Source organism: Paraliobacillus quinghaiensis, from assembly GCF_003426025.1.
Lineage (GTDB): Bacteria > Bacillota > Bacilli > Bacillales > Amphibacillaceae > Paraliobacillus_A > Paraliobacillus_A quinghaiensis.
The window spans coordinates 24115-36699 of sequence record NZ_QJSH01000001.1; the positions used below are offsets into that span (position 1 = coordinate 24115).

Below are 12585 nucleotides of genomic sequence, written 5' to 3' on the forward strand. Positions count from 1 at the left end.
AAAATAATACGTATACTACAATGATTAGGTATTTTTTCTAGGAGGTATTTCCCGTGAAATATAAATCAGTCTTCGATATTATTGGGCCAGTTATGATTGGTCCATCCAGTTCACATACAGCGGGAGCTGCAAGAATTGGAAGAGCAGCACGGAATCTGTTTGGCAAAGAGCCCGTTTGGGCAGATATATTTTTTTATGGTTCATTTGCAAAAACGTATCAAGGTCATGGAACAGATGTAGCTATTGTGGCAGGATTATTAAATTTTGATACAGATGACAATCGTATTTCTAGTTCACTGGATATTGCGAAAGATAAAAATATAGCTATACGCTTTTTTGAAGATGAATCGGCTGTTGAACACCCTAATACAGTAAGGATTAAAATTGGAAACGGTGCAGAAACATTAGAACTTGTTGGTATCTCAATTGGTGGTGGTAAAGTAGAGATCACCGAATTAAATGGTTTTGAATTACATTTATCCGGAAATCATCCAGCCATATTGATCATGCATAATGACCGTTTTGGTGCCATTGCATCAATTACACAAATATTAGCGAAACATGAGATAAATATTGGTAGGATGGAAGTATCTCGAAAAGATGTAGGTAAAGATGCCCTGATGGTAATTGAGCTAGATCAGAACGTAGATATGGAAATTGAAACTGAATTAAAAAAGGCAGATCACATTCTACATATTGCTAAAATTGTAGATTAATCTTCAATATAGATAAAAATATCACATCACGATAGACATGGAGGGATTTATTTGTTTCGTACAGTTGCAGAATTAATAGAACGCACAGAAAATGAGAATATATCAATTGCAGAAGCAATGATAACACAAGAGATGGATGTCCATGAGAAATCAAGAGAAGAGATCATAGGGCAAATGGAACGAAATTTAACTGTTATGGAAAAGGCAATTGAAGATGGTTTAAGAGGTGTGCGATCACGCTCTGGTCTTACAGGCGGTGATGCAGTTCTTTTACAAAAATATATGCATACACACCAACCGCTTTCTGGTATCTTATTACTAGATGCAGTTAGCAAAGCTGTGGCAACGAATGAAGTGAATGCCGCTATGGGCGTGATTTGTGCTACACCAACTGCGGGGAGTGCAGGTTGTGTGCCAGGTGCTTTATTTGCAGTAAAGGAGCGACTTAATCCGACACGAGAAGAAATGATTAACTTTTTATTTACATCAGGAGCTTTTGGGTTTGTTGTCGCTAATAACGCATTTATATCTGGTGCAGCTGGTGGTTGCCAAGCAGAAGTAGGATCAGCTGCGGCGATGGCATCGGCTGCAGTTGTCGAAATGGCTGGTGGGACGCCAAAACAAAGTGCTGAAGCTTTCGCGATAACACTAAAAAATATGCTAGGTCTTGTTTGTGACCCGGTTGCAGGTTTAGTAGAGGTTCCATGTGTCAAACGAAATGCAGCTGGTGCTTCAAATGCTATTGTTTCAGCAGACATGGCTTTAGCTGGAATCACAAGTAAAATCCCATGTGATGAAGTAATAGGTGCGATGTACCGAATTGGAAGACAGATGCCTAGTGCTTTAAGAGAAACTGCTGAAGGTGGGTTAGCTGCAACGCCGACAGGAAGAGAACTTGCTGCAAAAATATACGGAAATAAAGGAGAGAAAGAGTGAGGTAATTGAATCAACCAATCGAAAAGGTAAAAGGTGTAGGACAAGCATTACAAGAACACTTGGGAGAATTGGGGATTTTAACACTAGAGGATCTTCTGTTTTATTTTCCTAATCGCTATGATAACTATGAGATTAAACCATTAAGTGAACTTATTCATGATGAAAAAGTAACGATAGAAGGGGAGATAATAGGAGAACCTAATCTATCTTATTACGGAAGAAAGAAATCACGTTTAACCCTTCATCTACAAGTAGAAGACACTGTGGTTAAAGGTGTTATGTTTAATCGAGCTTTTGCTAAAAAACAATTGCAGCAGGGAGATACCGTTACTTTCACTGGAAAATGGGATCAGCACAGGCTGCAAATTACTATTGATAATTACAAAAAGGGAAAAGCAAAGCTAGATGACCCGATTCAACCTGTATATCCAATGAAGAGCACGATCAAACCATTACAGTTTAAAAAAATTATTAAAAATGCAATTGAACAATACGGTGATAATATTGTTGAAGTTCTACCACCTGCATATTTGGAGAATTATAAACTATTACCGCGAAATAAAGCTCTAAAGGAAATGCATTTTCCTTCTAATTTTCAATTATTGAAACACGCTAAAAGACGTTTTGTTTATGAAGAATTATTACTGTTTCAATTAAAGATGCAAGTATTCCGAAAAAAGAATCGTGAGCGGACAAAAGGGAATAGTCAATTGTTTGATCAGTTTGCTATTGATCAGTTTATTACAAGACTACCTTTTGCGTTAACACGTGCTCAACAAAGGTCATTAGATGAAATTTTAACAGACTTGCGTTCTCCGTATCGTATGAATCGTTTGCTCCAAGGTGATGTGGGCTCAGGTAAAACAGCGGTTGCAGCGATTTGCTTATATGCTTCTATAACAGCAGGAAAACAAGGTGCAATAATGGTGCCAACAGAAATATTGGCTGAACAGCATTATGCTTCTTTAACAGAGTTATTTGAGGGATATGCAAATGTTGTTTTATTAACTGGTTCTATAAAAGGAAAAAAACGTAAAGAGAGATTGGAGCTAGTTAAGGAACATCAAGTTGATATTATTATTGGGACACATGCATTGATTCAAGATGAAGTTATCTTTTCAAATTTAGGAACTGTAATTGTTGATGAACAGCACCGTTTTGGTGTGAATCAAAGAAAAGCATTACGTGATAAAGGGATTGATCCAGACGTCTTGTTTATGACAGCAACACCGATTCCAAGGACGCTTGCAATAACAAGCTATGGCGATATGGATGTCTCACAAATAGATGAAATGCCAGTTGGTAGAAAGCCAGTGGAGACCTATTGGGTGAAAGAGAGCATGCTTCCAAGACTATTACAATTTATTCAAAAGGAAGTAAATAATGGCCATCAAGCTTATGTTATTTGTCCGTTAATTGAGGAGTCGGATAAACTAGATATTCAAAATGCGGTTGATCTCTATCAGCAATTGCAACAAGTATATGGATCTGCCATGAAAGTTGGTCTATTACATGGTAGGCTACATAACGATGAAAAAGAAGCTGTTATGCAAGAATTTGCAACGAATGACGTTCAAGTTCTGGTTTCAACAACTGTTGTAGAAGTTGGTGTAAACGTACCAAATGCTACAGTTATGCTTATTTATGATGCTGAACGTTTTGGTTTATCACAATTACATCAGTTAAGAGGGAGAGTTGGCAGAGGTAAAGCACAAAGTTATTGTATCTTAGTTGCTGATCCCAAAGGTGAAGTAGGTAAAGAGAGAATGAAAATTATGACGGAAACAATTAATGGATTTGAATTAGCTGAACAAGATTTACAATTAAGAGGCCCTGGAGATTTTTTTGGTAAAAAGCAAAGTGGTTTACCAGAATTCAAAGTTGCTGATATTGTACAGGATTACCGAGCGTTAGAAACAGCACGTAATGATGCGCAAACTATCATCTATCAAGACCTATTGTCAAAAGACCCTAGTTATCATGCATTAAAAGAACATTTAGAAAAAGAATTAAATTTAAAAAGCAACACTTTTGATTAATAAGGTACTTGCATCTTTTTCTTTGGTATTATATATTACTATTAGTACCTAGTCATAAAATTGATTATTACGAAGCATTTAAGAAAGTTTATCTATAGTGAAAATTATATCGATTACGAAGTTTTAAAACAATAAATATTTCTGAAATAAGTTTTGTGTTTTGATAAGTGAAACAGGGTGGTGAAGATATGAAATTATCAAAAGTGAATAGACAACAAAAGCTAAAAGAAAAAATAGAAGAAATGCCCTTCATTACAGATGAAGCACTTTCAAAGGAATTTAATGTTAGTATTCAAACCATTCGTTTAGACAGGATGGAGTTGTCCATACCTGAATTACGTGAACGAATAAAAACAGTGGCCACTAATCAATGGAATGAAACCGTTAAAGCTTTGCCAATTGACGAAGTCATCGGAGAAGTGGTTGATTTAGAGTTAGATAAACGAGCAATATCGATTTTAGATATAAGTAATGAACATGTTTTCTCACGGAATAACATTGCGCGTGGACATCACTTATTTGCCCAAGCAAACTCACTAGCAGTTGCCGTTATTGATGATGAATTAGCATTAACTAGAAATGCTGACATTAAATTTACACGACAAGTAAAACAAGGTGAACGTGTAGTGGCTAAAGCAAAAGTTTCCAATACAACTGAGAATAAAAGGACAAAAGTAGAAGTAGACAGTTATGTTGATAACGAAATTGTTTTTTCTGGTATGTTCGATATGTATCGTTCAACAGAACGACAAAAAGGAGAGGTTGAACATGAAGTTAGCAATTGATGCAATGGGTGGAGACCATGCCCCTAAGGCAATTGTAGAAGGTTCGATGGAAGCTATTAAAGAAATGAACGATCTAGAAATTGTTTTAGTTGGAGATCAGAACAAAATTTCTGAATACCTTACAGATGATACGCGCATCTCGATTATACATACAACAACTGTTATTTCAGGGGATGATGAACCTGTTCGAGCAGTACGACGAAAAAAAGATGCTTCATTGGTATTAATGGCTAATGAAGTGAAGGAAAATCGAGCTGATGCTTGTGTATCAGCTGGAAATACAGGAGCATTAATGAGTGCTGGTTTATTCCAGGTTGGTCGAATAAAAGGTGTTGAGCGACCGGCATTAAGCCCAACTTTACCAACTATAGACAAAAAAGGATTTTTATTGTTAGACGTAGGAGCAAATGTTGATGCGAAAGCAAAACATCTTGTTCAATATGCTATCATGGGTTCTGTATACGTTGAAAAAGTTCGAGGAATTGATTCACCACGTGTTGGTTTGTTAAATATAGGTACAGAAGATGGAAAAGGTAATGAATTAACAAAAAGTGCATTTACATTATTAAAACAAGCACCAATTAATTTTGTTGGAAATATTGAAGCTAGAGACTTATTAGATGGAGCAGCAGATGTTGTAGTGACAGATGGGTTTAGTGGCAACATTGCATTAAAAACAATTGAAGGTACTGCATTAACAATGTTCTCTATGCTAAAAAAATCCTTTATGTCTAATTTAAAAACTAAATTTGCAGCAGGACTTATGAAACAAGATTTAAAAGAATTAAAAAGCCAATTGGATTATGCGGAATATGGTGGAGCTGGCTTGTTCGGATTAGCGGCGCCAGTTATTAAAGCGCATGGATCATCAAATGCTAGAGCTATTTATAGTGCGATTAAACAAGCTTGTTATATGGTTGAGCATGATGTAACAAAAACAATCGAAACTACTGTAGCACAACTTGATATTGGTGAGGAGGAATAACATATGAAGAAAGTTGCCTTTATATATCCTGGACAAGGCTCACAACATGTAGGGATGGGTGAAGATTTATATCAAACGCATTCTTTGGTAAAAGAGCTTTTTGATCAAGCAAATATAACGTTAGATAAAAATATAACCAAATTAATGTTTGAAGGACCTGAAGAAGTTTTAACACAAACAGAAAATGCACAGCCAGCCTTATTACTTACAAGTGCTGCAATTACACGTGTTCTACTTGAAGAAGGTATAAAACCCTCTTATTTGGCAGGACATAGCCTTGGTGAATATAGCGCGTTAGTAGCTGCTGAAGCAGTGAGAATTGAAGATGCTTTACCCCTGGTGCAAGCAAGAGGGAGATTAATGGAAGATGCCTTTCCAAGTGGAAAAGGGACAATGGCGGCTGTTTTAGGAATGGAGCAAAGTGTACTTCAAGCTGAACTTGATAAACTTCAGGTCGAAACGAATGAAGTAATTGAAATTGCCAATCTAAATTGCCCTGGACAAATAGTTATTTCAGGAGAAAAAACAGCAATTGAACGTGCAGTAGTTAGTTTAAAAGAAGCTGGTGCAAAGCGTGTGTTACCGTTAAATGTTAGTGGGCCATTCCACTCTTCATTAATGAAACCAGCTGCTAATAAACTGGCGGAAAAATTAAGTGAAGTTACATTTTCTGATGCAAAAACACCAGTTTATGCGAATGTGACAGCAAAGCAAGTAGTGGATAAAGAAGAGATAAAGCAATTGTTAGTCAAACAAATGTATTCTACTGTTCGATTTGAAGAAATAATAGAACAAATGGTAGACTCATCATTAGATGCAATTGTTGAAATTGGAAGTGGAAAAGTGTTAACAGGGTTAGTGAAAAAAGTGAATCGTCGTATGCAAACCTTCTCGATTCAAGATTCTGATTCACTACAAGCGTTTATTGAATGGTACAAGGAGGAATCTTAATGCTGACAGGTAAAGTAGCACTTGTGACTGGTGCTTCTCGTGGTATTGGGCGAGCAATAGCAATTGAGTTAGCACATCAAGGGGCAAAAGTAGCCGTTAATTTTGCAGGTAATGAAGTAAAGGCACAACAAGTGGTAGATGAAATAAAAGCGCTAGGTGCGGAAGCAATTAAAATAAAAGCAAATGTAGCAAGTGAAGCAGAAGTCAAAGACATGGTGAAGCAAGTAACAACGACTTTTGGTAGTTTGGATATTTTAGTGAATAATGCTGGCATTACACGTGACAACCTACTGATGCGCATGAAAGAAGAAGAATTTGATGAAGTAATTCAAACCAATTTAAAAGGGGTATTCCTCAGCACCAAAGCTGTTACAAGGCAAATGATGAAACAGCGAAGCGGTCGTATTATTAATATTGCTTCAGTTGTTGGTATTAGTGGAAATCCTGGGCAAGCAAACTATGTAGCTGCTAAAGCTGGTGTGATAGGGATGACTAAAAGTGCTGCAAAAGAGTTAGCTGCGCGTGGTATTTTAGTAAATGCGGTAGCACCAGGATTTATCGAAACTGATATGACAGATGAATTAACCGAAGAACAAAGAAAAGCTATGTTGGAATTAATTCCACTAGCTCGTTTAGGTAGTGGGAAAGATGTAGCAAAAGTAGTTCGCTTTTTAGCTTCTGATGATGCTACATATATTACAGGACAAACTATACAAGTAGATGGTGGTATGGTAATGTAATATAGCGTAATTGCAGCTACTTTGAAAGGGGGTGAACGTGAGATGGCAGATACATTTGATCGCGTAAAGAAAATTGTTGTAGATCGTCTAGATGTTGAAGAAGAAAAAGTAACTATGGAAGCATCATTTAAAGATGATTTAGAAGCTGATTCATTAGATGTTGTTGAACTAGTTATGGAATTAGAAGATGAATTTGATATGGAAATTGCGGATGAGGATGCAGAGAAAATCCAAACAGTTGGTGACGCTGTAAACTACATAAGCAGTCAGTCATAATGCAATACTCATTCTAAAAAATAAAAAGTCTCGCTTATTTGGCGAGGCTTTTACAATATGTCATGCTGTTACAAAAATTAAAAATAGGTGGATAAGTATATGGATTTCAAACCATTATTAAAGCAATTAGGTATTAATTTCAATGACGAAACTATATTGTATCAGGCATTCACCCATTCTTCATACGTTAATGAACATCGTAATCAAGCATATCAAGATAATGAACGGCTTGAATTTTTAGGTGATGCAGTTTTAGAGCTTGGAGTTTCCCAATATCTATATCGGATATATCCAAAAATGGCAGAAGGAGAACTTACTAAATTAAGAGCTTCTATTGTGTGTGAACCAGCATTAGTTGGTTTTGCAAATAAACTTTCATTTGATCGTTACGTTTTGCTTGGAAAAGGAGAAGAGCGGACTGGCGGTAGAAAGAGACCAGCGCTACTAGCAGATGTATTTGAGGCATTTATTGGAGCACTGTACTTGGATCAAGGGTTCTTTGTTGTGTTAGAGTTTTTAGAAAGATACGTTTTTCCAGAAGTTGAAAAAGGTGCTTTCTCACATGCGATGGATTATAAAAGTCAATTACAAGAAGTAATTCAACAAAATCGACATACAGAAATTGAATATGAAATTGTCGAAGAAAAAGGTCCTGCACATGATCGAGAGTTTATTGCAAATGTAAGTTTAAATGCAGAGGTTGCCGGGGTTGGTCACGGGCGCACCAAAAAAGAAGCAGAACAACGCGCCGCAAAAAAAGCGCTAGATCAACTATAAGAAGATATGGTCAATAATGACCACAAACAAGTCACAAACTAGTGATTGTTGGCTCGTTTTTATGAAAAAATAAACTCGTGAAAGCAAGCCAACAATCATAAAAGTTATTTACGGATTTCTGCAAGTTCTTGAACAAAGGCTTGAGTTTCTGACACACTCAACTGACCTTTATCCTTCACTATATCATAAAGCATTTTTAAGTCATCATATTTGTCTAAGTCATAATCTTCAGGATCCATAATAGAACTATTCACAACTTGCAAATGAGCTGCAATTTCTTTCAAAATATACTTAAGATTTGTATCTGTAGCCTCAGTTAAATTCACACAAACACTCCTTTATTAATCTAACCTTCTATCTCTCTTCCTATTATGATAAAATAAATAAGTTGAAATGCAAGCATTAAATAAAAATTCTACTTAATAGACTTTGTCAAAAAAGCAATCTTATCAAGAAATATCATGTGTTATTTTCACTGGCCTTTATGAACAACACCCAAAAGGCTCTTTTCTCAAATATTGTTTATTAATATGCATGCTTGAAATAAAGTGCGTATTAATTAATAACGTAACTTACCCGCTACGTCAGAAAATGGATTCCCTTTTCGTGGGCTTAGCTGAAGTCGTGCCCGGAAAGGGAACCAATTTCATTTGAGGAGCGGTACCTTCCGTTACTAATTACTGACTAAACAGTTTAGGTTCTTAATGCGTAGTTTATTTAAAATACTCGTAAGTAACAATTTTTGAGAAAAGGGTTATTAAAAATTATTAAAATAGCAAGTATTAATAAGGAGAATGCTTATGTTCCTTAAAAAAATTGAATCAGTAGGTTTTAAGTCATTTGCTGAACGTATTTCAGTAGATTTTGTGCCTGGTGTTACAGCAGTTGTTGGACCAAATGGTAGCGGTAAAAGTAATATAACAGATGCAATCCGATGGGTTTTAGGCGAGCAGTCTGCGAAATCATTACGTGGTACAAAAATGGAAGATATTATTTTCCAAGGAAGTGATACTAGAAGGCCGTTAAATGTAGCAGAAGTTACACTTGTATTAGACAACCATGATCAAACACTCCCGGTTGATTACGATGAAGTAAGCGTAACAAGAAGAGTTTATCGTTCCGGAGATAGTGAATTCTTATTAAATAAACAATCCTGTCGCTTAAAGGATATTGTTGATTTATTTTTGGACTCAGGGTTAGGAAGAGAAGCATTTTCTATTATTAGCCAAGGAAAAGTAGAAGAGATTCTTAGTTCAAAAGCAGAAGAACGTCGAACGATCTTTGAAGAAGCTGCTGGAGTTTTAAAATATAAAAACCGTAAGAAGAAAGCAGAATATAAACTAGCAGAAACACAGGAAAATTTAAATCGTATAGAAGATATAACGCATGAAATAGAAACACAATTAGAACCGTTAAAAGAACAGGCATCTATTGCTAAAGAATACTTAGAAAAAAAGGAAACGTTACAGGAAAAGGAAATTGCCTTATTAAATGCTGAAATTGAAACGCTTCACGAACAATGGTCGAGTCATTTAGCTACGATTGAAGAAAAGAAAAATGAAGAGTTAACGATTACGACGTCCATTAATCAAAAAGAAGCCGTTTTAGAAAAAGAAAGACAAGAAATGCAGCATTTAGATCAATCGATAGAAACGTTGCAAGAGAAACTATTAACGTTAACGCAAGAACTTGAACAATTAGAAGGAAACAAAAAATTAATTGAAGAACGTTCAAGGCATTTTGAAGAAAATAAGACAAAGTTAGAAGATGAAATAGATAATTTGCAAACGAAAAGTGCTACATTATCTAATGAATTAGAGATTGAAAACCAAAAGTTGTCTGAATTACAAGAATCAAGAAATGATACGAAAAAAGAACTCAAGCAACTGCAAGAAACATTAGACAAATCCGAGGAGAAAATCGAGGAAAAGATCGAAGAACTAAAAAGCGATTACATTGAATTACTTAATAATCAGGCTGCTAAACGCAATGCAAAACAATCGATTGAACAACAGCTATCACAAATGAACTACAGGCAAGAAAATCAAAAAACAAGATTTGAAGATCAAATAGCTGAAAGAGAAGCATTAACAAGTACTTTAACTAGTCTCAAAGAAAAATTAGCTTCTCAACAAGTGGAACGTAATAACAAGGAACAAGCTTTATCAACAGCTAAACAGGATTTAACAGAAGCTAAACAACAATTTCAAACACTTGAAAACAAGCTACACCAAGGGTATCAGTATCTTGAAAAGCTAAAATCAAAAAAAGAAATGCTTGAAGATATGAAAGAGGATTTTCAAGGTTTTTTCCAAGGTGTAAAAGCTGTTTTAAAAGCACGTGAAGAGGACCGTTTATCTGGAATTCATGGTGCTGTAATTGAATTGTTAGATGTACCTAAGCTTTATATTACCGCAATGGAAACTGCATTAGGTGGTCAATCACAACATATCATTGTTGACGATGATAACACTGCAAGACAAGCGATTCAGTGGCTAAAACAATCAAAAAATGGACGAGCGACCTTTCTGCCATTGCAAACAATGCGAGCGAAATCACTACCAACCCATGCAGAACAAAAGATAAGCAGTCATCCTGGTTTTAGTGGTATTGCAAGTAATTTAGTTCATTTTGATGAGAAGTATACCAACGTTATGCGTTATTTATTAGGAAATACTATTTTTGCTAAGACGCTTAAAGATGCGAATGAGATTGCAGGTTTAGTTGAACGTCGTTATCGTGTGGTTACGTTAGATGGTGATGTTGTTAACCCAGGTGGTGCAATGTCTGGTGGTGCTAGAAAGAATACCAATCAATCCTTATTTACAAGAGATAAGGATTTACAAGAGGTAACAGATCAGTTAGAGCAATTTCAGCAGCGTGCGGTTGAATTTGAACAAAAGGTTCGTGATCAAAAACAATTAGTTTCAGATAAAGAGAGTGTTATTGAGCAGTTACGTGCTACAATACAAACGCTTCAACAAACTGAAAATCAATTGCAAGCACAGGTTACGGAAAATGAAGTTCATGTCAGGCATATCCATGATAATCTAAGTATATATGACCAAGAAAAGGAACAATTCGAGCAAGATAAATCAAATCTAATCAAACAAAGTAAAGAAATTGAAGAGAAACTAAGCACAATCGCAGATGAATTAGTTCGACTTCAAGCTGAAATTGATCGATTAACAAATGAAAAGAATTCACATCAAGAAAATCTAGCGCAGGTCCAAGCAAACTATCATCGTCTTCAAATAACGTTGGCAGAACAAGAATCACAAGTTCAACATCAAGCAGAGAAAACTACTAATGCGACTAATAGATTAGAAGAATTACAGACTTCCAAACAAGAATCACAACAGCAATTGCAAGAATTAATCGCTTTTCATGAAAATAGTGAGAAACAAGAAAATATTGAAGAGAAAGTAAAACAGCAACAAATAGAAAAGCAAGAAACTACCGAGCTAATTCAGTCTTATCGTCAGAAACGTTTAAAACAAATGCAGTTTATTGAAGATGAGGAAAGAGAAATCAAAACGACCCAAAATCAAAAACAGGCACTGTTGGAAATGATTCAGACAAATGAGGTTAAAGCAAACCGCCTTGATGTAGAATTAGAAAACAGACTACACCATCTTCAGACGGAATACACCATTAGTTATGAATTGGCAAAAGAAACATATCCTACAGCAGATGATATCAATCAATCGAGCCAAGAAGTGAAGTTGATTAAACGCTCTATAGAAGATTTAGGAACTGTTAATTTAGGATCAATCGATGAATATGAACGCATAAGAGAACGTTACGAATTTTTAACAGAACAACAGACAGATTTGCTTGATGCAAAAGAAACATTGTATAGTGTAATAGCCGAGATGGATGAAGAAATGCAACGACGCTTTGAAACAACGTTTTATCAAATAAAAGAAGAATTTTCTTTTGTGTTTGAACAGTTGTTTGGAGGAGGGCACGCTGCGTTAACCTTAACAGACCCAACAAACATGCTGGAAACTGGAGTTGATATAAAAGCTCAACCACCAGGGAAAAAAGCACAACAACTTGCACTTTTATCAGGTGGAGAGAGAGCGCTGACAGCAATTGCGTTATTGTTTGCTATCTTACGTGTACGTCCAGTACCTTTTTGTGTATTAGATGAAGTAGAAGCAGCATTAGATGATGCGAACGTAGATCGATTTGCACGCTATTTAAAGGATTATAGCGAGAATACGCAGTTTATCGTTATTACGCATCGAAAAGGAACGATGGAAGGTGCAGATGTCCTCTATGGTGTGACAATGCAAGAGTCAGGAGTGTCACGACTGGTATCGGTTAAGTTAGAAGAAACAAAGGATTTAATGAACGTAACAACATAACGAAGTA

Annotated in this window: 11 protein-coding genes; 10 read left to right on the forward strand and 1 reads right to left on the reverse strand. The window is 35.8% G+C overall.

Annotated elements, in window-relative coordinates:
• Positions 1-53 precede the first annotated feature (53 nt).
• The 9 genes from sdaAB (at position 54) to rnc (ending at position 8205) form a co-directional block, all read left to right on the forward strand.
• Positions 54-716 carry an L-serine ammonia-lyase, iron-sulfur-dependent subunit beta gene (gene sdaAB, locus D2K40_RS00125; protein ID WP_117151712.1) on the forward strand — a complete coding sequence of 221 codons (663 nt, stop codon included), beginning with the start codon at positions 54-56 and terminating at the stop codon, positions 714-716.
• Positions 717-767: 51 nt separating this feature from the next.
• The gene (gene sdaAA / locus D2K40_RS00130; RefSeq protein ID WP_117151714.1) at positions 768-1652 is read left to right on the forward strand and encodes an L-serine ammonia-lyase, iron-sulfur-dependent, subunit alpha; all 885 of its coding nucleotides are present in this window, start codon (positions 768-770) and stop codon (positions 1650-1652) included.
• A 5-nt stretch (positions 1653-1657) separates the two neighbouring features.
• Positions 1658-3691, forward strand: a complete 2034-nt coding sequence (gene recG, locus D2K40_RS00135) for an ATP-dependent DNA helicase RecG (RefSeq protein WP_117151717.1) — start codon at positions 1658-1660, stop codon at positions 3689-3691.
• 188 nt (positions 3692-3879) lie between these two features.
• Positions 3880-4476: a transcription factor FapR gene (gene fapR, locus D2K40_RS00140; protein ID WP_117151719.1), complete on the forward strand. Its 597-nt coding sequence runs from the start codon at positions 3880-3882 to the stop codon at positions 4474-4476.
• Positions 4460-5461 carry a phosphate acyltransferase PlsX gene (plsX, locus tag D2K40_RS00145; RefSeq protein ID WP_117151728.1) on the forward strand — a complete coding sequence of 334 codons (1002 nt, stop codon included), beginning with the start codon at positions 4460-4462 and terminating at the stop codon, positions 5459-5461. The genes fapR and plsX overlap by 17 nt, the downstream gene beginning before the upstream one ends.
• 3 nt (positions 5462-5464) lie before the next feature.
• Positions 5465-6412, forward strand: coding sequence for an ACP S-malonyltransferase (gene fabD, locus D2K40_RS00150; RefSeq protein WP_117151731.1), 948 nt, complete (start codon positions 5465-5467; stop codon positions 6410-6412).
• Positions 6412-7152, forward strand: a complete 741-nt coding sequence (gene fabG, locus D2K40_RS00155) for a 3-oxoacyl-[acyl-carrier-protein] reductase (protein ID WP_117151733.1) — start codon at positions 6412-6414, stop codon at positions 7150-7152. The genes fabD and fabG overlap by 1 nt, the downstream gene beginning before the upstream one ends.
• Positions 7153-7194: 42 nt before the next feature.
• The gene (locus tag D2K40_RS00160; protein WP_117151735.1) at positions 7195-7428 is read left to right on the forward strand and encodes an acyl carrier protein; all 234 of its coding nucleotides are present in this window, start codon (positions 7195-7197) and stop codon (positions 7426-7428) included.
• Positions 7429-7527: 99 nt separating this feature from the next.
• The gene (gene rnc, locus D2K40_RS00165; RefSeq protein WP_117151738.1) at positions 7528-8205 is read left to right on the forward strand and encodes a ribonuclease III; all 678 of its coding nucleotides are present in this window, start codon (positions 7528-7530) and stop codon (positions 8203-8205) included.
• Between the two features lie 104 nt (positions 8206-8309).
• Here the strand turns inward: rnc and D2K40_RS00170 are convergent, their stop codons facing one another.
• Positions 8310-8531, reverse strand: coding sequence for a DUF1128 family protein (locus D2K40_RS00170; protein WP_117151740.1), 222 nt, complete (start codon positions 8529-8531; stop codon positions 8310-8312).
• A gap of 474 nt (positions 8532-9005) precedes the next feature.
• Here D2K40_RS00170 and smc point away from each other — a divergent pair, with 474 nt between their 5' ends.
• Positions 9006-12578 carry a chromosome segregation protein SMC gene (gene smc, locus D2K40_RS00175; protein WP_117151742.1) on the forward strand — a complete coding sequence of 1191 codons (3573 nt, stop codon included), beginning with the start codon at positions 9006-9008 and terminating at the stop codon, positions 12576-12578.
• Positions 12579-12585: the final 7 nt, after the last annotated feature.